The organism is Oerskovia sp. 140933 (genome assembly GCF_059651515.1).
This window is the reverse complement of sequence record NZ_JAMXIO010000014.1, coordinates 68,255-90,583: the sequence shown is the minus strand read 5'-3', so window position 1 is coordinate 90,583 and position 22,329 is coordinate 68,255. Positions and strand designations below refer to the sequence as shown.

Here is a 22,329-nt window from a genome sequence, read left to right as displayed (position 1 = left end):
CATGAGCGACGCGATCACCGCCCGACAGTTCCACGACAGCGACGGGGTGGAGGACTGGCGCGTCGTCCTGGGCACCGCGCAGACCCGTTTCCGCACCGGCTCGTTCACCGCGGGCGTCGAGCTGATCGACGCGATCGGCGAGCTGGCCGAGGGCATGAACCACCACCCCGACGTCGATCTGCGCTACGCGACCGTCACGGTGCGCGTGTCCTCGCACGACGTGGGCGGCCTGAGCCGGCGCGACCTGACCCTGGCGCGGCGGATCTCGCTCGTGGCCAAGGAGCTCGAGCATCCTGCCGAGACGGACGGCCTGCTCGAGGTCGAGATCGCGATCGACGCCCTGGACCGGCCCGCCGTCCGGCCCTTCTGGCGAGCGGTGCTCGGCTACGCGGAGGCGCCGCCCGAGGACGAGGGCCTGGGGCTCACCGACCCCGCGGGGTACGGGCCACCGGTCTGGTTCCAGCAGATGGATGCTCCTCGTCCCCAGCGCAACCGCATCCACCTGGACGTGTCGGTACCGCACGACCAGGTCGAGGCTCGTGTGACCGCGGCCATCGCGGCGGGCGGTCACCTGGTCTCGGACCGGCGCGCGCCCGCGTTCTGGGTCCTGGTCGACGTCGAGGGCAACGAGGCGTGCCTGTGCACGTGGCAGTCGCGCGACTGACCCGTCGCCGCGGCGTGCACCTCCGTCCGGCGCGGGGGCGACCAGCGTCCGGCAGCCCCGGACCAGGACGTCGCGCGGCGGGCCACGTCGCTCGAGGGTGCCGGGACCGGTGAGCCCCGGGACGCGGAAGACCCTGGCACGCGGGGCGCGCCCCTGCGGGCACCACCTCGCGCACCAGGGTCTCCCGCGGCGCCGTATCGAGCCGGGTCAGAGCGCCCCGAGGGCCTGACGGACGGCCTGCGAGAGGGCCTTGCCGTCGACGCGACCGATCCCTGCCGCCGCAGCCGTGGCGGTCTTCATGACCGTGCCCATGTCCTTCATGGACGAGGCGCCGGTCGAGGCGATCGCGGAGGCCACGAGCGCGTCGAGCTCGGCCGGCGTGAGGCTCGCGGGCAGGTACTTCTCGATGAAGTCGGCCTCACGGGTCTCGTTGTCGGCACGCTCGGTCGCGTCCGCGTCGGTGTAGATCTGCGCGCTCTCGCGGCGCTTCTTGACCTCGGCGGCCAGGATCGTCTGGACCTCTGCGTCGGTCAGCTCGTGCGCGGTCGTCCCGGACTTCTCGGCGGTGCGGACAGCACCGATGACCTGGCGCAGGGTGTTCTTGGCGAACTCGTCGCGGGCCTTCATGGCGGTCGTGAGGTCGGCGGTCAGCCGCTCGATCGTGGTGGTCATGGGTCCATGGTGCCTGGTCCGGCGGCTCGGACCCTACTGGAATGTCGTGCGTGCACGTGCGGGCACCGTCCTCGGCCCGGCGTCGGGCACCGCTCCCGAACGGGTGAGAGGCTCGATGTCGTGACCGACGAGACCGCACGCGACGTGCCGAGCACCCCTGTCCCTGCCACCGCGTCCGCCCCGCACCCTGCGGGCGGATGGTCGTCGGGCGAGCCGCCCTGGTGGACGAGCGCGGTGGTCTACCAGATCTACCCGCGGTCCTTCCAGGACTCGGACGGCGACGGGATCGGCGACCTGCCCGGGATCGAGCGGCGGCTCGACCACCTCGTGGCCCTGGGCGTCGACGTGGTGTGGCTCTCGCCCGTGTACCGCTCGCCCCAGGACGACAACGGCTACGACATCAGCGACTACCAGGACATCGACCCGATGTTCGGGACGCTCGAGGACTTCGACCGCCTGCTGGCCGCGGCGCACGACCGGGGCCTGCGGGTCGTCATGGACCTGGTGGTGAACCACTCCTCGGACGAGCACGCCTGGTTCCGCGAGTCGCGCTCCAGCCGTACTGACGCGCGGCGTGACTGGTACTGGTGGCGTCCGGCGCGCGAGGGCATGGAGCCCGGGACGCCCGGGGCCGAGCCCAACAACTGGCGCTCGTTCTTCGGGGGCTCGGCGTGGGAGTACGACGAGGCGACGGGCGAGTACTACCTGCACCTGTTCTCGCGCAAGCAGCCGGACCTCAACTGGGAGAACCCGGACGTCCGCCGCGCGGTCCACGACATGATGACGTGGTGGCTCGACCGCGGCGTCGACGGGTTCCGCATGGACGTCATCAACCTCATCTCGAAGGTCCCGGGGCTGCCCGACGGCGAGGTCCACTACGGCGTCTACGGCGACGGCAGCCCGTTCTACACGAGCGGTCCGCGCGTGCACGAGTTCCTCCAGGAGATGCACCGCGAGGTCTTCGCCGGGCGACCCGAGCAGCTCCTGACGGTGGGGGAGACCCCGGGCGTGACGATCGAGGACGGCGTGCTGTTCACGGACCCCGATCGTCACGAGGTCGACATGGTGTTCCAGTTCGAGCACGTCGGGCTCGACCACGGCTCGAGCAAGTGGGACGTCAAGCCCCTGCGCCTGACCGACCTCAAGGCGACGTTCGGGCGCTGGCAGGCGGGGCTCGCGGAGCGCGGCTGGAACTCGCTCTACTGGAACAACCACGACCAGCCGCGCATCGTGTCGCGGTTCGGCGACGACGGCGAGCACCGCGTCGCCTCGGCCAAGGCGCTCGCGCTGCTGCTGCACCTGCACCGCGGCACGCCGTACGTCTACCAGGGCGAGGAGCTCGGGATGACGAACGCGGGCTTCACGTCGATCGACCAGTACCAGGACATCGAGTCCCTGGGGCACTTCCACGAGCTGGTCGACACGGGCGTCGCGACCGAGGAGCAGATGCTCGCCGCGCTGCGCGCCATGAGCCGCGACAACGCCCGGACCCCCGTGCAGTGGGACGCGTCGGAGCACGCGGGCTTCACGACGGGCACGCCGTGGCTCGCCGTCAACCCGAACCACGTGGAGATCAACGCGGAGGCCGAGCGGGCGGACGCCGGCTCGGTCTTCCACTTCTACCGCCGCCTGGTCGCGCTGCGCCACGACGTCCCGGTCGTCGCGCTGGGTGACTTCCGCATGCTCCTGCCCGACCACGAGGCCGTGTACGCCTTCACGCGCACGCTCGACCTGCCGCCCGTCGTCGAGGGGCCCGACGGCGCAGCGTCCGCCGCGAGCACGGCGTCGCGCGACGAGCTGCTCGTCCTGGTCAACGTGAGCGGCTCCGAGCAGGAGGTCCCGGCGGACGCCCTCGCCGGGTGGGAGGGCGCCGAGGTCCTGATCGCGACGCACGACGACGCGGCGCGGCAAGGCCCCGGCGAGGCCCGGGTGTTGCGCCCGTGGGAGGCGGCCGTCCACCGGCGCGGATGAGCCGGCCCGGCTCGGTCCGAAGCCGCTAGGATGCCCGCGCCGTCGTCGTGGACGGACGGCAGCCATGCAGGAGCCTGCGTGGGCACGGTCGAAGGGGGAGAGCCGATGGCGGCAGCAGGGGACCTGGCGGTCAGGACGCGCGGGCTGCGGAAGTCGTACCGCAGCGTGAAGGGGCGCTCGGTGGGCGTCGAGCATCTCGATCTCGACGTCCCGGCAGGGGGTGTGCACGGGTTCCTCGGACCCAACGGGTCCGGCAAGACGACGACCATCCGGATGCTCCTGGGGCTCGTGCGGGCGGACGAGGGCACCATGCACCTGTTCGGGCAGGAGGTGCCCCGGCACCTGCCGCAGGTCGTCGGGCGGGTCGGCGCGATCGTCGAGCACCCGAAGTTCTTCCCGACTTTCAGCGCCCGCCGGAACCTGGAGCTGCTGGCCGGGGCGATCGGTGCGCCCGCGGGACGGGTCGACGCGGTGCTCGCGGAGGTCGGGCTCGAGGACCGCGCGGGCGACCGGTACAAGACGTACTCGCTCGGCATGAAGCAGCGGCTCGCGATCGGGGCGACGCTCCTCAAGGACCCGGACCTGCTGATCTTCGACGAGCCGACGAACGGACTCGACCCGGCAGGGATCCGGGAGGTCCGCGAGACCATGCGCGGCCTCGCGGACCGTGGGAGGACGGTGCTCGTCAGCAGCCACATCCTGGCCGAGGTCCAGCAGGTCGCGGACACCGTCTCGATCATCGCGCGGGGCAGGCTGCTCGCGAGCGGTTCGGTCGCGGACCTCGTGGGCAGCGGCGGCAGGTCCGTCCGGGTCGGGGTCTCGGACCCCGGCGGGGACGCGGCGCGGGAGGGCGGGGCGCGCGACCGTGCGGCGCGGGTGCTCGAGGCCGCGGGGCACAGGGTCCGGCCCGAGGGGCACCTGCTCCATGTCGACGCCGTGCCCGACCCGTCGGTCGTGACCCGGATCCTCGCGGCGCACGACCTGTGGGTCGACGAGCTGCAACCAGCCGCGGTGGACCTGGAGTCGGTCTTCCTCGAGCTGACCGCGGACCACGGCCCTGGCGGGACGAGCGCGGGCCCGCGGACCGACGTCGAGACGGTGGTGGCGTGATGCGGCTGCTCCGGGTCGAGCTCACGAGGTTCCGGGCCCGCGGGGCCGTGAGGTGGGCAGCCCTCGGGCTGCTCGTCGTCACGATGCTGCTGGTCTTCGTCGCGTTCACGCAGGCGCGGCCCATGCCGGCCGAGGAGCAGGCGCAGATGCGTGCCCTCTTCGAGGACCAGGTCGACCTGTGGGAGGCCGAGGGCGACGAGTGGGTCGCCGACTGCGAGGAGAGGCAGGCCGAGGACCCCGCGAGCGACTACGGGTGCGACCAGATGGCGGCCCCCTCCTGGGAGGACTGGGTGGGGCAGACGCCCACGTTCGCGACGACCGGGCAGGAGCAGGTCTCGGCGCTGCCCCTCGTGGGGGTGGCGTTCGCGCTGCTCGTCGGGGCGTCCTTCGTCGCGGCCGAGATCAGCACGGGTGCGATGGGGCTGTGGCTCACGTTCGAGCCGCGTCGGTCACGGGTCTACTGGTCCAAGGCGGCCGCCGCCGCGATCGGTGCGCTCCCCGTCGTGCTGGCGACCTTCCTGCTGGGCGTGGCCGGCGTCTACGCCGTCTACGCGGCCTTCGGCCGGGTGGGGGACACGGACGCCACCTGGACGACGTTGGCGCACGTCGCGGGCCGGACGCTCGCCGCGGCGGCGCTCGTCGCGCTGGCGGGCGCTGCGCTGGGGACCATCCTGCGCCACACCGCGGCGGCGATCGGCGTCGTCGCGGTCTGGTTCCTGGTCGTGGAGTCGCTCGTCGTGCCGCAGGTCCAGCCCGAGCTCCAGCGGTGGCTGCTCCGCGACAACCTCGGTGCCTGGATCTTCGGCGGTTCCGAGTACGCGGTGCCGGTCTGCAGCATCACTGAGCAGGGGCAGGTGTGCGAGTACGTCCAGCGGGAGATCACCCAGACGCAGGGCGGCCTCGTGCTGCTCGGTGCGGTCGCCGCGCTCACGGTCCTCGCGGTCGTCCTCTTCCGCCGGCGCGACGTGTCCTGAACGACCGCCCCCCGGGCAGGCCGCCCGCCACCAGCATCGGTCGCCCCCGGTCGGCCCACCCCCGTCGAGCCGGACGTCCCATTCCCTGAGACGTCCGGCTCGACGCATGACATCGCAGGACCGAGGGCGTAAGGTGCAGAACGTGCAGACGATCCTTCTCGTAGTACTTCCTGAGCGCGCCGGCTGAGGCCAAGCAACCAGGTCTCGTCAGCGCGCTCACCCCTCGAAGAGCCCTCACCGGGTACGAGGGGTTTTTTCATGTCACGACCACGACCGTCATGACCACCCCTCCGGGCACACCCCGCTCCGGAGCCGGTCACCCGGCCCGCACCACCCCGCGGCAGAACAGCACGGAGAGCACCAGCACCACCAGCACCACCACGGTGAGCTCGATCCAGCCGGTGGCAGCCAGTCGCCACCGAGAAACAGGAGATACCGATGGTCCAGGGTCCCCACCCGGCTCCGCCGACGCCGAGCGCTCCCGCGCCCGCCGGCGAGGCCGCGGCGCCGAAGCCAGCCCCTTCCCCCGCGAGCCTCGCCGCCCGCCCCGAGAGCCGGGCACGCGCCTCGGTGACGGGTGAGCGCCCCGTGAGCGCCGCCGTCGGGCCGGAGGAGGTCACGGGCGCGCAGTCGATCGTCCGCTCGCTCGAGGAAGCCGGTGTGGACGTCGTCTTCGGCATCCCCGGCGGCGCGATCCTGCCGACGTACGACCCGCTCATGGACTCGAAGAGGCTCCGCCACATCCTCGTGCGCCACGAGCAGGGCGGCGGCCACGCGGCCTCGGGCTACGCCCACGCGACGGGTCGCGTCGGGGTGACCATGGCGACGTCGGGCCCCGGTGCGACGAACCTCGTCACGCCCATCGCCGACGCCAACATGGACTCGATCCCGCTCGTCGCCATCACGGGCCAGGTCGGCGCGTCCCTGATCGGGACCGACGCCTTCCAGGAGGCGGACATCGTCGGCATCACCCTGCCGATCACCAAGCACAACTTCCTCGTCACCGACGCCGACGAGATCCCCCGCGTCATCGCCGAGGCCTTCCACATCGCCCAGACCGGGCGCCCCGGCCCCGTGCTCGTGGACATCGCGAAGTCCGCGATGCAGGCGCGCACCACGTTCTCCTGGCCCCAGGAGCTGCAGCTCCCCGGGTACCACCCCGTGACCAAGCCCCACTCCAAGCAGATCCGCGAGGCCGCGCGCCTGCTCGCGTCCGCCCGGCGCCCCGTGCTCTACGTGGGCGGCGGCGTGATCCGCGCCGACGCGTCGGCCGAGCTGCGCAGGCTCGTCGACCTGTCCGGGGCGGCCACGGTCACGACCCTCATGGCCCGCGGCGCGCTGCCCGACTCGCACCCGCAGAACCTCGGCATGCCCGGCATGCACGGCACCGTCCCCGCCGTCGCGGCGCTCCAGAAGGCCGACCTCATCGTGGCGCTGGGCGCACGCTTCGACGACCGCGTGACGGGCGTGCTGTCGAGCTTCGCGCCCCACGCGGCGATCGTGCACGCCGACATCGACCCCGCCGAGATCGGCAAGAACCGCGAGGTCGACGTCCCCATCGTGGGCGACCTGCGCGAGGTCATCTCCGACCTGCTCCCCGAGCTCGAGCGCGAGCACGCGGCCAAGGGCAAGCCGGACCTGGCAGCGTGGTGGCGCCAGATCGACGACTGGCGCGAGACCTACCCGCTGGGCTACTCCGAGCCCGAGGACGGGCACCTCGCGCCGCAGCACGTCATCCAGCGCCTCGGGGAGATCTCCGGCCCCGACTCGATCTACGTCGCGGGCGTCGGCCAGCACCAGATGTGGGCCGCGCAGTTCATCCGCTACGAGCACCCCCGGACGTGGCTCAACTCGGGCGGCCTGGGCACCATGGGCTACTCGATCCCGGCCGCGATGGGCGCCAAGGTCGGTCGGCCGGACAAGACCGTGTGGGCGATCGACGGCGACGGCTGCTTCCAGATGACCAACCAGGAGCTCGCGACCTGCACGATCAACGAGATCCCCATCAAGGTCGCGCTCATCAACAACTCCTCGCTCGGCATGGTCCGCCAGTGGCAGACCCTGTTCTACGAGTCCCGCTACTCCAACACCGACCTGCACACGGGGCACGGGACGCGGCGCGTGCCGGACTTCGTCAAGCTCGCCGACGCCTACGGCTGCGAGGGCATCCGGGTCGAGTCGCCGAGCGAGGTCGACGCCGCGATCAAGCGGGCCATGGAGATCGACGACCGACCCGTCGTCGTCGACTTCAACGTCTCGCGCGACGCGATGGTGTGGCCCATGGTCGCCTCGGGCGTCAGCAACGACAACATCCAGTACGCACGCGGCATCTCGCCCGCGTGGGACCGCGAAGACTGAGACCGGGGAGAGCCGCAAACCATGTCCCGTCACACCCTCTCCGTGCTCGTGGAGAACAAGCCCGGCGTGCTCACGCGCGTCGCGGGCCTGTTCGCCCGCCGCGCGTTCAACATCCACTCGCTCGCCGTGGGCCCCACGGAGCACGAGGAGATCTCGCGCATCACCGTGGTCGTCGACGTCGACCAGAACCCGCTCGAGCAGGTCACCAAGCAGCTCAACAAGCTCGTCAACGTGATCAAGATCGTCGAGCTCGACCAGACGTCCTCGGTCCAGCGCGAGCTCCTGCTCGTCAAGGTCCGCGCCGACGGCGCGAACCGCACGGGCGTCCTCGAGGTCGTCGAGCTCTTCCGCGCCAAGGTCGTCGACGTCGTCCCCGACGCCGTCACGATCGAGGCCACCGGCACGCCCGAGAAGCTGGGTGCCCTCCTCGGCGCGCTCGAGCCGTACGGCGTCCGTGAGATCGTCAAGTCCGGCACCGTGGCCGTCGGCCGTGGCGCGCGCTCCATCACCGACAGGGCGCTCGACCGCGCCCACCGGTCCGCCTGACCCCTGTCCTCCCGGTGGACACGCCCGTGCTGCCCACCGACGTCGAACTATCGTGTTCGCCATCACCACAAGAACCCAAGGAGTAACACCGTGGCAGAGCTCTTCTACGACGACGACGCCGACCTCTCGATCATCCAGCAGAAGAAGGTCGCGGTCGTCGGCTACGGCAGCCAGGGTCACGCGCACGCGCTGAACCTCCGTGACTCGGGCGTCCAGGTCGTCATCGCGCTCAAGGAAGGCTCGAAGTCGATCGCCAAGGCGACCGACGAGGGCTTCGAGGTCAAGACGGTCGCGGAGGCCGCCGAGTGGGCCGACCTCATCATGATCCTGGCGCCGGACCAGCACCAGCGCTCGATCTACAACGACGAGATCAAGCCGAACCTCGCCGCCGGGAAGACGCTCGCGTTCGCGCACGGCTTCAACATCCGCTTCGGCTACATCGAGGCCCCGGAGGGCGTCGACGTCATCCTCGTCGCCCCCAAGGCGCCGGGCCACACGGTGCGTCGCGAGTTCGTCGCGGGCCGCGGCATCCCCGACATCATCGCCGTCGAGAAGGACGCGTCGGGCCACGCGTGGGACATCGCGCTCTCGTACGCGAAGGCGATCGGCGGCACGCGTGCCGGCGTCATCAAGACGACCTTCACCGAGGAGACCGAGACCGACCTGTTCGGTGAGCAGGCCGTCCTGTGCGGTGGCGTGTCGCAGCTCGTCCAGTACGGGTTCGAGACCCTCACCGAGGCCGGCTACCAGCCGGAGATCGCCTACTTCGAGGTCCTGCACGAGCTCAAGCTCATCGTCGACCTCATGTGGGAGGGCGGCATCGCCAAGCAGCGCTGGTCGGTCTCCGACACGGCCGAGTACGGCGACTACGTCTCGGGCCCGCGCGTGATCGACCCGCGGGTCAAGGAGAACATGAAGGCCGTCCTCGCGGACATCCAGTCGGGTGCGTTCGCGAAGCGCTTCATCGACGACCAGGACGCGGGCGCCCCCGAGTTCAAGGAGCTCCGTGCCAAGGGCGAGGCGCACCCGATCGAGGCCACGGGCCGCGAGCTGCGCGGCATGTTCGCGTGGGCGAAGTCGGGCGACGACGACTACACCGAGGGTTCGGTCGGTCGCTGACCCTCGCCTCGCTGCGGCGAACCTTCTGAGGAGGGTGACCCGTGCTGCACGATCCTCCGTCCGGCCTGGCGGCCTCCCGCCAGACCCGACCACGATCCGCAGCACGGGTCACCCTCCTTCGTCGTCGGGAGCCCGGGGCGCCCGGCCCGACGGCGGAGCCTCCTCGGCCCGTCCCGGTCGCCTCGGGGAGGACCAGGGAGCAGGCGGGGCTGACGGGGGCCGGGGTGCGGGCGTGCGCGGGTGGAAGTGCGCGACGCGCGGTGGTCAAAGCACGACAAGGCGGGCACTCGGGGCGTCCGTGGTCCACCATGGAGGTATGAGCCATGACAACGACCGCGGACCGGACGGCGCGAGCGAGGGGACGGAGCCGGCGGCTTCCTCCGTGGGACGTGACGACGTGAGGGACCTGTCGGGCGACCCGGTCGTCGGACAGCCCGGCACGGTCGAGGAGGACCCGCAGGGGACCGAGATCCTCGAGTTCTGGGAGACCGCGCGGGTCCGGGCGGGGGAGGGGAAGGTCGGGGTCGTGACGGGCTTCGGCATCTCGGCGACCGTCCCGCCGCCTGCGTGGTCGTTCGGCGACAACCCCGAGCTCGCCGACGGGCTCCTGGCGGCGGTGCTCGCGGGCGAGAAGACCGCGACGTCGTCGTCGCACTGGGAGTACGGCGACGACGTGCCGCTGCCGCAGGTCGGGGAGCTGTCGATCATCCTCGACGGCGACGGGCACCCGCGGGCGCTGATCCGCACGACGTCGATCGACATCGTGCCGTTCGACGAGGTCACGGCGGAGTTCGCGGCGGCCGAGGGCGAGGACGACCGGACGCTCGAGTCGTGGCGCGCCGGTCACCGCGACTACTTCACGCGCGTGCTCGTCGGTCACGAGTTCCGGGAGGACATGCCCGTGGTCTGCGAGAGGTTCGAGCTGCGGTTCCCGCGGGCTCGCTGACCTCGTCCGAGCGGCGGCGGGCCGGGCGCAGGGTCGGCCCGGTGCGACGGTGCGGGGGCGAGGGGCGGCCGGCTGGGAGCTGCGCCGTCGGGCAGGGCGCGGCGGCAAAGGGTGGGCGGTGGTCGCCGTCCCAGGCCGCGACCACCGCCCGTCGGGGCAGTGAGAGGAACTACCCCGAGCGTGAGGGCGCCGAGGCGCCGGAGGTGACCGCGCCGACGCGCACCGTCTGGACGGGGGCCGGGTGCGAGCCGTGGTCGGTGAGGTGGGTCGAGACGCGGTCGAGCAGGAGGGAGCGGACGTCCGCCGCGACGACGGCCTGGGCGCCGCGCAGGACGGGAGCCAGGGGCACCATGGTGGGCACGATCGCCGCCACGCCCTGCTCGGTGTCCGTGAGGTGGCTGCGGGTCACGTCGGCGAGGCGCTGGCCACCCGCGATGCAGGTGGGGCCGCCGAGGACGACCAGGTGCGGCTCGACGACCGCGACGACCGGCTGGATCACGGTCGCGATGCGGCGGCCGAAGTCCTCGACGAGCGCGACGACCTCGGGGCTGTCGGGCGCGGCGACCATGGCCGCCAGGTAGTCGGCGTAGCCGTCGCCGGGGACGCCGTGGCGTGCGGCGAGCTCCTCGAACCGGCGGCCGCCGACCAGGTCCTGGAGGTTCAGCGAGTGGTCGTCGTACTCGCGGACCGTGATGGGTACCGGCAGGTAGCCGAGCTCTCCCGCGGCCCCCGTGGCGCCGTGGTGGAGCCGACCGTCGATCAGCGTCCCGAGCCCGATGCCGCCGCCGATCCAGAGGAGCGAGAAGCTCTCCTCGGCGCACCGTCCGGCGTCACGCTCGGCGATGGTGGCGAGGTTGACGTCGTTCTCGATGCGCACCGGGACGTCGAACTCCTGCTCCAGGAGGGAGCGGACGGCGAGGCGCGGCCAGCCGGGCAGGTCCCCGACGAGCCAGAGGTCCCCGGTGCTCGGGTCGGCGGCGGCCTGCACGCCGGCGACGACCGCCCCGACGCGCGTGGTGGGCACGCCGGCGTCGGCGCAGGCCGCGTCCCAGGCGGCCCGGACGTCGCTCACCGCGGTGCGGTCCTCGGAGGTGGGGACGTCCGCGCTCCCGAGGACGGTGCCCCGGGCGTCGACGACGCTGGCCTGGACCCCGCGGGGCAGGACGTCGAGCGCGAGCCCCACGACGACGTCGGTGCGGGCGGCGTAGGTGACGGCCTGGGGGCCGCGGGCGCCCTGGACGGCTCCGGTGGACTCGATGAGGCCGGCGGCCTCGAGCCGGGCCACGATCTGGGAGGATGTCGGACGGGAGACGCCGGTGAGGTCGCCGATCTGCGACCGGGTCATGGGACCGGAGTCGAGCAGGAGCTCGAGGGCCGCGCGATCGTTGATCGTGCGGAGCAACCCGGGGGTTCCCGGGATGTGCAAGCGGGACACGGCGTGCGGCCTCTCTGCCAACGTCTTAGGAAAGTTTCCTAAGAGTTGCGTATTCTGGCGTTCTGCGCAAGTCGGAACCCTGGCGTGCTCCATTACACCATCGAGCGTCCCCCGGCGCGTCGTCCGGCGTGTGGGAGCGCACCCAGGCGAGACGCCTCCGCCCGACCCGCGAGATGGTGCGGTTCTGGACGGCTAGGACGTTCAAGGCGTGAGATGTGCGTCCCGAGGACTGGCATCGAGGCGTACGGTTCACGGCATGACGCGCAACATCGACTTGGCAGTGGTGGCCGGAGACGGCATCGGCATCGAGGTCGTCGAGCAGGGCCTCGCGGTCCTCGAGGCGGCGCTCACGGGCTCCGACGTCAAGGTCTCCACGACCCCCTTCGACCTGGGTGCGCGCCGCTGGCACGCGACCGGCGAGACCCTCACGGACGAGGACCTCGCGGCCATCCGCACGCACGACGCGATCCTCCTGGGCGCGATCGGCGACCCCACGGTCCCGTCGGGCGTCCTCGAGCGCGGGCTGCTCCTCAAGCTGCGCTTCGCGCTGGACCACTACGTCAACCTGCGCCCGGGCAAGCTGTACCCCGGTGTGAGGTCCCCGCTGGCGGACCCGGGCGAGATCGACTTCGTCGTGGTCCGTGAGGGCACCGAGGGCCCGTACGTCGGCAACGGCGGCGCGCTGCGCGTCGGCACCCCGCACGAGCTCGCGACCGAGGTCTCCGTCAACACGGCGTTCGGCGTCGAGCGCGTCGTGCGCGACGCGTTCGCGCGGGCCCAGGCCCGTCCCCGCAAGCACCTGACGCTCGTGCACAAGCACAACGTCCTGGTCCACGCCGGTCACCTGTGGCGCCGCACGGTCGAGGCCGTCAACGCCGAGTTCCCGGACGTCACCACGGACTACCTGCACGTGGACGCCGCCACGATCTTCCTCACGACGAACCCGTCGCGATTCGACGTCATCGTCACCGACAACCTGTTCGGCGACATCCTGACGGACCAGGCCGCCGCGATCACCGGCGGCATCGGCCTCGCGGCCTCGGCCAACATCAACCCCGACCGCACGGCCCCCTCCATGTTCGAGCCGGTGCACGGCTCGGCTCCCGACATCGCCGGCCAGGGCAAGGCGGACCCCACCGCCACGATCCTGTCCGTCGCGATGCTGCTCGACCACCTCGGCCTCGCCGAGCAGTCGCAGCGCGTCGAGGCCGCGGTCGCCGCGGACCTCGCCGAGCGGGGGAACCGAGTACGGTCGACGGCCGAGGTGGGGCGCGAGCTCGCTGCCCGCGTCGCCGGCTGATCGGACTCCCGACCCGCCGTCGCGCCGCCGTCGACTCCCCGCGCAGGGGTCCGACGGCGGCGCGCACCCTCTGCCGTCCTCACCGCTCCCACGTCCTCGTCGAAGGCCCGGGAGTTCTCGCCCGCCCTGCGGGCGCCGAAGGGCGCTCCGTCATGGAAAACTAGGCGAGGAACCCACCCGGGTCGCCAGGTGAAAGGCCCATGACATGACTTCCCCCCTCACAGCGCAGCCCGCTTCCTCGGCCGAGGACCTCGTCGCGCTCTTCGACATCCGCCCCTCGGACACCCCGACCTCACCCGAGGCCAGGGCGGCCGCGATCTCCGCCCCGAAGTTCGGCACCGTGTTCTCGGACCACATGGCCCGGATCAGCTGGAACTCGACCGACGGCTGGATCGACCGCCGCATCGAGAAGTACGGCCCCCTCCAGCTCGACCCCGCGACCGCGGTGCTGCACTACGCCCAGGAGATCTTCGAGGGCCTCAAGGCGTACCGGCACCAGGACGGTTCCGTGTGGACCTTCCGCCCGGAGGCCAACGCCGCCCGCTTCGCCCGGTCGGCCCACCGGTTGGCGCTGCCCGCGCTATCGGTCGACGACTTCATCGGCTCGATCACGGCGCTCGTGCGCACCGACATCGAGTGGGTCCCGAGCGGCGAGGAGGCGAGCCTGTACCTGCGTCCGTTCATGTACGCCTCCGAGTCGTTCCTCGGCGTGCGGGCCTCGCTCGAGGCCGAGTACCTCGTGATCGCCTCGCCCGTGGGGCCGTACTTCTCGGGCGGCGTGAAGCCCGTCTCGATCTGGGTCGACCGCGAGTACAGCCGCGCCGGCGCGGGGGGGACGGGCGACGCCAAGTGCGGCGGCAACTACGCGTCGAGCCTGCTGCCGCAGACCCTCGCGCAGGAGAAGGGCTTCGAGCAGGTCTGCTTCCTCGACTCGTCGACGGGCACGTACCTCGAGGAGCTCGGCGGCATGAACGTGTTCGTCGTCAAGGCCGACGGGTCGGTCGAGACGCCCGAGCTGACGGGCTCGATCCTCGAGGGCGTGACACGCTCGTCGATCATCCAGCTCCTCACCGACCGCGGCCACGAGGTCACCGAGCGGCGCATCCCGCTCGAGGAGCTCCTGGCCGACATCCGGTCGGGCGCCGTGACCGAGGTCTTCGCGTGCGGCACGGCGGCGGTCGTGACGCCGATCGGCCGCCTGGGCGGGTCGAACTTCGACCACACGATCGGCGGCGGCGGCGCGGGCGAGCTGACCCTCGCGATCCGTGGCGAGCTCACCGACATCCAGAACGGCCGGGCAGCCGACCGCCACGGCTGGATGACGCGCCTGGCCTGAGGCTCGCCGCAGAGCTGCCCCGGGGGGCGGAGCGGGTGTGGTCGATCGACCCGGTCGACGACACCCGCTCCGCACCCGGCGTCTCGGCCCGGGCTCAGGCCGCCCGCACGATCGTGCGCCCCGCGACCCCCGCGAGCAGCGACCAGATCGCGACCCCGATGAGCAGGTTGACGAGCCCGGACAGGGCCGCCGCGGTGAGGTCCGAGGTCCAGGCGAACGGCAGGGCCGTGATGACGACGATCACGAGCGCCATGATCCAGCCGAAGAACGCGCGAGGCCGTGGTGTCGTGAGGATCAGCACGTGGAGCAGCCCTGCCGCCAGGAGGGCCAGCACCGCGCCGTCGATCGCGAACGCCGCCTGGTGCGAGCCGGTCGCGAAGAGGTCCGGCGGGGGGACGAGCGAGAGCGAGAAGATCCGTTCGAGGATGATGACCGCCACGAGCCCGATCAGCGCGGCGACCAGTGCGGTGGCGGCGGCACCTGCCCAGAAGCGGCCCACCTCGACCGCGAGGCGCGGGTCCGCGGGGTTGACGGGCTCGGGCGGGACGAAGTCCGCGTGCGGGTCGGGTGGGACGACGGGCGGGATGGCCGGCGGCACCGCGGGGTATCCGGGGGTCCCCGGCGGTGGCACGTTGCTGCGGGGCGGGAAGTTCGGGTCGCTCATGATGCGTCTCCTGTCGTTGCAGGCTGCCGTTCCGGGCGCTCACTGGTCGAGGTGCTCAGCCTGTGGACACCGTTCCATCCTGGCAACTCCTGTGGCAGCATGTGTCCTGTGACACACCTCGTCTCCCACCTCATTATCGAGTAGCGCGCCCGGCCACCACACCGGACGCGCAAACCTCCCGCACCCTCGGGGGGTTTTTTTGTTGCCCGACCCCACCCTCGTCGGACAGCGAAGCGCCGGGCACGAGCTTCACGAGAGCGACCGCCCGGCGCGTGGGAACGAGGAATCGCCGGGCGGCACGCGCAAGCGCCTCGCCCGGTCCGCCTAGAGTGGTCCCGCCCAGGCGGCACCGCTGGACCCCGGAACCCCAGAGAGCGGCACGATGACTTCCCAGGTGAACCCCCTTGCTCCTGCCACAGCGAGCGCACCCCCGACGTTCCACGTCTACGACACGACGCTGCGCGACGGCGCGCAGCAGGAGGGCATGAACCTGTCGGTCGCCGACAAGCTCGCGATCGCCCCCCTGCTGGACGAGCTGGGTGTCGGGTTCATCGAGGGCGGCTGGCCCGGGGCCATCCCCAAGGACACCGACTTCTTCTCCCGTGCGGCCAGCGAGCTCACGCTCAAGAACGCGGTGCTGGCCGCGTTCGGCGCGACCCGCAAGGCCGGGGTCCGGGCGGCCGACGACCAGCAGGTCCGTGCCCTCCTGGCATCGCAGGCGCCCGTGATCACGCTCGTCGCCAAGTCCGACATCCGCCACGCCGAGCGGGCCCTGCGGACCACGGGCGCCGAGAACCTCGCCATGATCACCGACACGGTCGCGTTCCTGGTGGCCGAGGGGCGCCGCGTGGTCCTCGACGCCGAGCACTTCTTCGACGGCTACCGGTTCGACCCGGCCTACTCGCGCGCCGCGGTCGAGGCCGCGTTCGCGGCGGGGGCCGAGGTCGTCGCGCTGTGCGACACCAACGGCGGCATGCTGCCGGAGCTGGTGGGTGAGATCGTCACGGAGCTGCGCGACGTCGTCGGGATCCCGGACGGGCTCCACGCCCAGCCCGGGGACCCGCTGCTGGGGATGCACGCGCACAACGACTCGGGCTGCGCGGTCGCCAACTCGCTCGCGGCCGTCGCCGCGGGCGCCGCGCACGTCCAGGGGACCGTCAACGGCTACGGAGAGCGCACCGGGAACGCGGACCTCATCACGGTCGTCGCGAACCTCGAGCTCAAGCAGGGGCGCTCGCTCCTCGTCGACGGCGGCCTGCAGGAGACCACGCGCATCGCGCACGCGATCAGCGAGATCACCAACATCTCCCCGTACGCCCGCCAGCCGTACGTCGGGGCGAGCGCGTTCGCGCACAAGGCCGGGCTGCACGCCTCGGCGATCAAGGTCGACCCGGACCTCTACCAGCACATCGAGCCCACGCTCGTCGGCAACGACATGCGCATGCTCATCTCCGACATGGCGGGGCGCGCCTCGATCGAGCTCAAGGGCCGGGAGATGGGCTTCGACCTGACGGACCAGGGCGACGTGCTCTCGCGCGTGACCAACCGCGTCAAGGACGACGAGGCCCGCGGCTACACGTACGAGGCCGCGGACGCGTCGTTCGATCTGCTCCTGCGCGAGGAGATCGCGGGCGAGCGGCCGCAGTACTTCCGGGTGGAGAGCTGGCGCACGATCGTCGAGCGGGCCGGGGGGCGCGGCACCGAGGCGACCGCGGAGGCCACGGTCAAGCTGCACGCCGGCGGCAAGCGCATCGTCAAGACGGGCGAGGGCAACGGGCCCGTGAACGCGCTCGACCACGCGCTGCGGCTCGCGCTGCGGCGCGTCTACCCGGAGATCGAGGCGTTCGAGCTGATCGACTTCAAGGTCCGCATCCTCGACACCGAGCAGGGCACCGACGCGATCACGCGCGTGCTCATCGAGACGACCGACGGCGCCCGGTCCTGGTCGACGGTGGGCGTGGGGCCGAACCTCATCGAGGCGGCCTGGGAGGCGCTGACGGACTCGGCGATCTACGGCCTGGTCCACGCGGGCGTCTCGGCCCGCTGACGATCCTGGGCGCGGCCCGGGGCGGGACGTGCATGTCCCGGCCGGGCCGCCGGGGTTCAGGGTCGCGTCGCGGCCTCGAGCAGCTCGACGACGTGGACGTAGTCCCGCCCCGTCGCCCTGCTCAGTCCCATCTCGCACGTGCGGTTGCTCGACGCGTACGCGTCCGCGGCGCCGTGCTCGAGCGCGTGGGCCGCGACCTCGGCGGCCTCGGCGCGCGTCGCGGCGGCCGTGAGCTCGGGGTGGAGCATCCCGCGGTCGCCCGCGAAGCCGCAGCACCCCGCGTCGAGGGGGAGCACGACGTCGTCGGCCACCGCGCGTGCGACCGCCTCGAGGTCGCCGACGACCCCCAGGTGGATCGACGAGCACGTGGGGTGCAGGACGAGCGAGCCGATCGCGCGCCCCGTGGCTCGTGGATCGCGGCCGGTCGCCTCGAGCACGGGCAGGACGTCGCGCCGCACGAACGTCACGGCGTCCAGGACCCGCAGCCGCTCGAACCGGTCGCGCGCCTCCCCGGTCAGGTGCCCGCCGACCCCCTCGAGGCCGTGCGTGCAGCTCGACGCGTCCGAGACGACGGGCAGGCGGCCGGCGTCGGTCGCGGCCCAGAGCGCGTCGAAGGTCCGCCCGGCCATCGCGGCCGCGCCGTCGGTCAGGCCCTTGGAGACCCAGGGCGTGCCGCAGCACAGGCCCTCGACGCCCTCGGGGATCGCGACCGCGATCCCCGCGCGGTCGCACAGCGCGAGGAACGCCGGACCGACGCCCCCCGGGCTGGGGGAGGAGCCGGCAGGCGAGAAGAGCGAGCCCGTGCAGGACTGGAAGAAGACGACGGATGCCGCTGGGGCGTCGTCGTCCCGGTCGGCGGCCGCGCGGCCACGGGGAGCGGGCGAGACGCGTCGCGGCCCCGGCCCTGGCAGGTCCGCCCCGACGAGCGGCACGACGTCGTCGCCCAGCACCGCGCGCCCGGCCCTGGACGCGGCGGCGACCAGGGGGGTGGGCAGCAGGTCGACCACGCCGAGCGCCCCGCGCAGGCCCGTGACCGCTCCGCCCCAGCGGTCGGCCGCGACGCGCCCGGCGCGCTGGACCACGCCGCCGTGTCGCTGCGCTCGCCGGACCTTCATGACCTTGCCCGTGTCGATCCCGACCGGGCACGCGGTCACGCACAGCGAGTCGACGGCGCACGTGTCGACCGCCGAGTACTCGTAGGCTCGCTCGAGCTCGCGGAGCTCGCCCGGGGCGGCCGTGACCATCTCGCGCAGCAGCGCGATGCGCTGGCGTGGGGTCGTCGTGACCGTCCGCGACGGGCACGCGGGCTCGCAGTACCCGCACTCGACGCAGCGGTCGACGACGGCCGCGAGGTCTCCCGCGGCGGACGTCCCGACGGGCGGCACGAGCTTGAGGTGCTGGAGGTGCGCCTCGTCGTCGTCGCTGAGGAGCACACCGGGGTTGAGGATCCCCTCCGGGTCGCACAGGGCCTTGACCTCGCGCATCACGGCGTACAGGTCGTCGCCGAACTGGCGCCGGACGAAGGGCGCCATGATGCGGCCCGTGCCGTGCTCGGCCTTGAGGGACCCGCCCCGGCCGAGCACCAGCCCCACCATGTCCTCGGTGAAGGCCGCGAAGCGGTCGACCTCGTCGCCCACCGACAGGTGCGGCGTGATCATGAAGTGCAGGTTGCCGTCCTTGGCGTGCCCGAACGTCACGGCGTCGTCGTAGCCGTGCTGCGCGAAGAGCCCGCCCAGGTCGCGGACCGTCGCGGTGAGGTCGGGCACCGGGACGACGAGGTCCTCCAGCAGGGCCGTGCTGCCCGGCGCCCGAGCCCCGGCGACCGCGGTGTACAGGCCCTTGCGCACGCGCCACAGGCGCTCGCGGGCCGCGGGGTCGCGCGTCAGGGCGGCCGGCGTCGCGAGGTCGAGCGAGGCGATGACGCCGCGCGCGGCCTCCTCGAACGGGTCGAGGGCGTCGGCGGTCGTGGCCTGGTACTCGACGAGCAGAGCCGTCTCGGTCGTCGCGGTCGCGAAGGCCCGCATCGACGCGTCGGCGAGCGGGTCCGCGGCCGCGACGCGCAGCGACGCCGCGTCGAGCAGCTCGATCGCGCGGGCCCCCGACCCGGTGAGGGTCGCCAGGGCGTCGGTCGCGCGCTCGAGCGCGTCGAAGACGAGGAGGGTCGTCGAGGCCGCGGGCAGCAGCGGGACGGTCCGGAACGTCACGTCGGCCACGAACGCCAGCGTCCCCTCCGAGCCGACGACCAGGTGCTCGAGGATCTTGACGGGGGACTCGTGGTCCACGAACGCGTTGACGCCGTAGCCCATGGTGTTCTTCATCGAGTACTGGTGCGCGATGGTCGCGCGCATGGACCCGCTCGCGCGCACCCGGTCGCGGAGCGCGGCCAGGCCGCGGTGCAGCGCAGGCTCGAGGGCGCGCAGGCGCTCGTCGGCGTCGGGCGCCCCCGTGTCGAGCACGGAGCCGCTCGGCAGGACCAGCGTCATCGCGTCGACCGTGCGGTACGCGGTGTCGACCGTCCCGCACGCCATGCCCGAGGAGTTGTTCGCGACGACGCCGCCGATCGTGCACGCGATCTCGCTCGCGGGGTCCGGGCCGAGACGCCGCCCGTGGCGCAGGAGCCGCGCGTTGACCGAGCGGAGCGTCACGCCCGGCTGGCAGCGCACGCGTGCGCCGTCGTCGAGCACCTCGACACGCGTGAAGCGCGTGCGCGTGTCGACGAGCAGGCCGGCGCCCGACGCCTGTCCCGACAGGCTCGTGCCGCCCGACCGGAACGTGACCGGCAGCCCGCGGCGACGGGCCTCGGTGAAGGCCGCGACGACGTCGGGCACGTCCTGCGCCCGGGCCACGGCCTCGGGGCGCAGCAGGTAGTGCGACGCGTCGTGCGCGTGCGCGACCCGCGTCAGGAGATCCGTCCGGATCTCGAGAGCGCGTCGCGTCGCGGCCGAGACCGTCATGCGCGCGCCTTGCGCTCCCCGTCCAGCCGGTGGGGCTGGACCGCGTCGTAGGTCGCCTTGAGGTTGGCGCTCGTCTGCTCGTACAGGCGCTGCGCGACCCGGACGAACAGGAAGTCGACGACCGCGAGCTGGGCGATACGGCTCGACAGGGCCCCCGACCGGAACTGCGTCTCGCGCGCCGTGGTGGCCAGGACGATGCGGGCCACCTGCCCCAGCGGCGACTCGGGGAAGTTCGTGATCGCGACGGTCGTCGCACCGCGCTCGTGCGCGATGCCCAGCGCGTGGTTGGTCTCGACCGTCTGGCCGCTGTGCGAGATCCCGATCGCGACGGCCCCCGGGCCGAGGAGCGCGGCCGACTGGAGCTGGAGGTGCGGGTCGGGGGACGCGAAGCACACGAGCCCGATGCGCTGGAGCTTCTGCGCGAGGTCCTGCCCCGTCAGCCCGCTCGACCCGACACCGAACACGTCGATCCGAGGGGCGGCAGCGACGGCCGCGGCGACCTGCTCGAGGGCCGCGAGGTCGAGCATGCGCGCGGTCTCCTCGATGGTCCGCGCCTCGTGGAAAGCGATCTTCGCGACGACGTCCTCGGCGGTGTCGGTCTCGTTGATCTCGCCGTGCGCGACGTTCGACCGCTCCATCTCCATCTCGCGCCGGGACGTCGCCTGGGCGAGGTCGATCCGGAACTCGGGGTAGCCCGCGTAGCCGATCGCCCGGCAGAAGCGCACGACCGTCGCCTGCGAGGCCCCCGCGCGCGCCGCGAGCTCGTTGATCGTGGACCCGACGACGGCGGCCGGGTCCGCGAGCACGGCCTCCGCGATCCGGGCCTCGGCCGGGCGGAGGGTCGGTAGCGCCTGGCGGATGCGGACGAGTCCATCTCCGGTCATGTCGGGTCTCCTGGGGGTGGGGTGGGACGGCTGGGGTCGGGACGGGCAGCGGGTGCGGGACCGGCGAGGCTCAGCCACGGCGGGTGGGCGACGAGGGCGCCGGGCCCCGTCGCGAGCCGGCGGGCGAGGTGGAGCGCGCCGTCGAGCGGGGTGCCCGCGGAGGGGACGAGCTCGGCGTCGGGGCGCAGGGCCGCGAACCGGCGCGCGAGAGCGCCCGTCAGGGACGGGCCGGCCGCGAGGACCCCGCCCGTGGCGGCGGCCAGCGGCGGCAGCGCCGGGACGAGGGCCACCGCGAGCGACTCGGCGAGGTGCCGACCCGCCTCGGTGAGGATCCGCACGGCCGCCGGGTCTCCCGCGGCGGCCGCGGCTGCGACGTCGGGCGTGAAGGAACCGAGGACCTGGGCGCGGTCGGCGCGCGTGTAGAGCTGGGCGGGCCACGTGGTGGCGGGACCGAACCTGGCCGTGGCGGCGTCCAGGAGCGCCGCGGACGCTCCTGTCGCGCGGCCGTCGTGCGCGGCGAGCGCGGCACGCAGGCCGTGCGCGCCGATCCACGTGGCCGACCCGAGGTCGCCCAGGAGGTGGCCCCAGCCGTCGACGCGCTGCCACGTCCCGGCGAGGTCGGTGCCCAGGGCGATCGCGCCGGTCCCGACCGCGACCACGGCCCCCGCGCGCCCGCCCAGTGCACCGAGGTGCGCGGTCACGGCATCGGCGGCGACGGCCGTGCGCTCGGGCCCGAGGCTCGACCGGAGCGCCTCGTGGACCGCGGACGGGTCCGGGACGAGGGTCGCGACGCCCGTCGCGCCGACCGCGGCGGCGGCGACCGTGGGCCGGCCGTCGACGGTTCCGGAGCACCGGGCGACGAACGCGGTCGCGAGGTCGTGCACGACGTCGGCGACGTCGCTGCCCCCCGGGCCGACCGAGACGGCGCGACCCGTGAGGGTCACCCGCTGCCCGTGATCGTCGGCCGCCGCCGCCGCTGCTGCCCCCGTCGCAGGCAGGGGTGCGGGCGCCCCGGCTGCCGGAGCGGACGGGACCAGGGCTGCGGCGAGGCGGCTGCCGCTTCCTCCGACGTCGATCGCGACGACCCAGCGGGGGGAGGCCGGGGAGGCGGCTCGCGGGGCTGCTCGGGCCGGTGTGCGGTCCGGTGCGGCGTCGGGCGTCCTGGTCACGCCTCATTGTGGCATGAATTTTCAGACAGATGCCAGGATATGGAGAAAAGCGCCACGGTTCACCCGGTGTCGCCGCGTCCGACGCGTCGGTCGCCCGACGCGGGGCGCGCTCCCGAGGGGGCCCGCTGCCTGGAGGCTACTCCTCGTGTGGGGTAGGTCACCAGGCCTCGGTCGGACGGG

17 protein-coding genes are annotated in these 22,329 nt (G+C 73.0%); 11 read left to right on the top strand and 6 right to left on the bottom strand.

Annotated elements, in window-relative coordinates:
- Position 1 precedes the first annotated feature (1 nt).
- Positions 2 to 664, top strand: coding sequence for a 4a-hydroxytetrahydrobiopterin dehydratase (locus NHG27_RS09625; RefSeq protein ID WP_497016157.1), 663 nt, complete (start codon positions 2 to 4; stop codon positions 662 to 664).
- A 207-nt stretch (positions 665 to 871) separates the two neighbouring features.
- Here the strand turns inward: NHG27_RS09625 and NHG27_RS09620 are convergent, their stop codons facing one another.
- Positions 872 to 1,336, bottom strand: coding sequence for a GatB/YqeY domain-containing protein (locus NHG27_RS09620; protein ID WP_497016156.1), 465 nt, complete (start codon positions 1,334 to 1,336; stop codon positions 872 to 874).
- A gap of 120 nt (positions 1,337 to 1,456) precedes the next feature.
- Here NHG27_RS09620 and NHG27_RS09615 point away from each other — a divergent pair, with 120 nt between their 5' ends.
- The 7 genes from NHG27_RS09615 (at position 1,457) to NHG27_RS09585 (ending at position 10,360) form a co-directional block, all read left to right on the top strand.
- Positions 1,457 to 3,307 carry a glycoside hydrolase family 13 protein gene (locus tag NHG27_RS09615; RefSeq protein ID WP_497016155.1) on the top strand — a complete coding sequence of 617 codons (1,851 nt, stop codon included), beginning with the start codon at positions 1,457 to 1,459 and terminating at the stop codon, positions 3,305 to 3,307.
- Positions 3,308 to 3,412: 105 nt separating this feature from the next.
- Positions 3,413 to 4,417 carry an ABC transporter ATP-binding protein gene (locus tag NHG27_RS09610; RefSeq protein ID WP_497016163.1) on the top strand — a complete coding sequence of 335 codons (1,005 nt, stop codon included), beginning with the start codon at positions 3,413 to 3,415 and terminating at the stop codon, positions 4,415 to 4,417.
- Positions 4,414 to 5,391 (top strand): hypothetical protein, encoded by a 978-nt coding sequence (locus NHG27_RS09605; protein ID WP_497016154.1) that lies wholly within the window; start codon positions 4,414 to 4,416, stop codon positions 5,389 to 5,391. Before NHG27_RS09610 ends, NHG27_RS09605 begins: the two co-directional genes overlap by 4 nt.
- Positions 5,392 to 5,829: 438 nt before the next feature.
- Positions 5,830 to 7,749, top strand: coding sequence for an acetolactate synthase large subunit (locus NHG27_RS09600; protein ID WP_193719545.1), 1,920 nt, complete (start codon positions 5,830 to 5,832; stop codon positions 7,747 to 7,749).
- Between the two features lie 21 nt (positions 7,750 to 7,770).
- Positions 7,771 to 8,295, top strand: coding sequence for an acetolactate synthase small subunit (gene ilvN / locus NHG27_RS09595; protein ID WP_193719546.1), 525 nt, complete (start codon positions 7,771 to 7,773; stop codon positions 8,293 to 8,295).
- A gap of 90 nt (positions 8,296 to 8,385) precedes the next feature.
- Positions 8,386 to 9,414: a ketol-acid reductoisomerase gene (ilvC, locus tag NHG27_RS09590; protein ID WP_193719547.1), complete on the top strand. Its 1,029-nt coding sequence runs from the start codon at positions 8,386 to 8,388 to the stop codon at positions 9,412 to 9,414.
- A gap of 316 nt (positions 9,415 to 9,730) precedes the next feature.
- Positions 9,731 to 10,360, top strand: coding sequence for an ASCH domain-containing protein (locus NHG27_RS09585; RefSeq protein WP_497016153.1), 630 nt, complete (start codon positions 9,731 to 9,733; stop codon positions 10,358 to 10,360).
- Positions 10,361 to 10,529: 169 nt separating this feature from the next.
- Here the strand turns inward: NHG27_RS09585 and NHG27_RS09580 are convergent, their stop codons facing one another.
- The gene (locus NHG27_RS09580) at positions 10,530 to 11,795 is read right to left on the bottom strand and encodes an ROK family transcriptional regulator (protein WP_193719549.1); all 1,266 of its coding nucleotides are present in this window, start codon (positions 11,793 to 11,795) and stop codon (positions 10,530 to 10,532) included.
- A 256-nt stretch (positions 11,796 to 12,051) separates the two neighbouring features.
- Between NHG27_RS09580 and NHG27_RS09575 the strand changes: the two genes are divergently transcribed.
- Positions 12,052 to 13,095 carry a 3-isopropylmalate dehydrogenase gene (locus tag NHG27_RS09575; protein WP_497016152.1) on the top strand — a complete coding sequence of 348 codons (1,044 nt, stop codon included), beginning with the start codon at positions 12,052 to 12,054 and terminating at the stop codon, positions 13,093 to 13,095.
- A gap of 205 nt (positions 13,096 to 13,300) precedes the next feature.
- On the top strand, positions 13,301 to 14,431 hold the full coding sequence (locus tag NHG27_RS09570; RefSeq protein ID WP_193719551.1) for a branched-chain amino acid aminotransferase: 1,131 nt from the start codon (positions 13,301 to 13,303) through the stop codon (positions 14,429 to 14,431).
- Between the two features lie 94 nt (positions 14,432 to 14,525).
- Here the strand turns inward: NHG27_RS09570 and NHG27_RS09565 are convergent, their stop codons facing one another.
- Positions 14,526 to 15,095: a hypothetical protein gene (locus NHG27_RS09565; protein ID WP_193719552.1), complete on the bottom strand. Its 570-nt coding sequence runs from the start codon at positions 15,093 to 15,095 to the stop codon at positions 14,526 to 14,528.
- A 382-nt stretch (positions 15,096 to 15,477) separates the two neighbouring features.
- On the opposite strand from NHG27_RS09565, the gene cimA reads away from it, so the two are divergent.
- On the top strand, positions 15,478 to 17,142 hold the full coding sequence (cimA, locus tag NHG27_RS09560; RefSeq protein WP_193719553.1) for a citramalate synthase: 1,665 nt from the start codon (positions 15,478 to 15,480) through the stop codon (positions 17,140 to 17,142).
- A 56-nt stretch (positions 17,143 to 17,198) separates the two neighbouring features.
- On the opposite strand, the gene NHG27_RS09555 is transcribed toward cimA, so the two are convergent.
- From NHG27_RS09555 to NHG27_RS09545, 3 genes are read right to left on the bottom strand one after another with little or no spacing between them, the layout of a single operon-like run.
- The gene (locus NHG27_RS09555) at positions 17,199 to 20,096 is read right to left on the bottom strand and encodes an FAD-binding and (Fe-S)-binding domain-containing protein (RefSeq protein WP_497016151.1); all 2,898 of its coding nucleotides are present in this window, start codon (positions 20,094 to 20,096) and stop codon (positions 17,199 to 17,201) included.
- A complete protein-coding gene (locus NHG27_RS09550; RefSeq protein WP_193719555.1) occupies positions 20,093 to 20,980 on the bottom strand; it encodes a MurR/RpiR family transcriptional regulator in 888 nt (295 codons plus the stop codon). Before NHG27_RS09550 ends, NHG27_RS09555 begins: the two co-directional genes overlap by 4 nt.
- Positions 20,977 to 22,149 (bottom strand): BadF/BadG/BcrA/BcrD ATPase family protein, encoded by a 1,173-nt coding sequence (locus NHG27_RS09545; protein ID WP_497016150.1) that lies wholly within the window; start codon positions 22,147 to 22,149, stop codon positions 20,977 to 20,979. Before NHG27_RS09545 ends, NHG27_RS09550 begins: the two co-directional genes overlap by 4 nt.
- Positions 22,150 to 22,329: the final 180 nt, after the last annotated feature.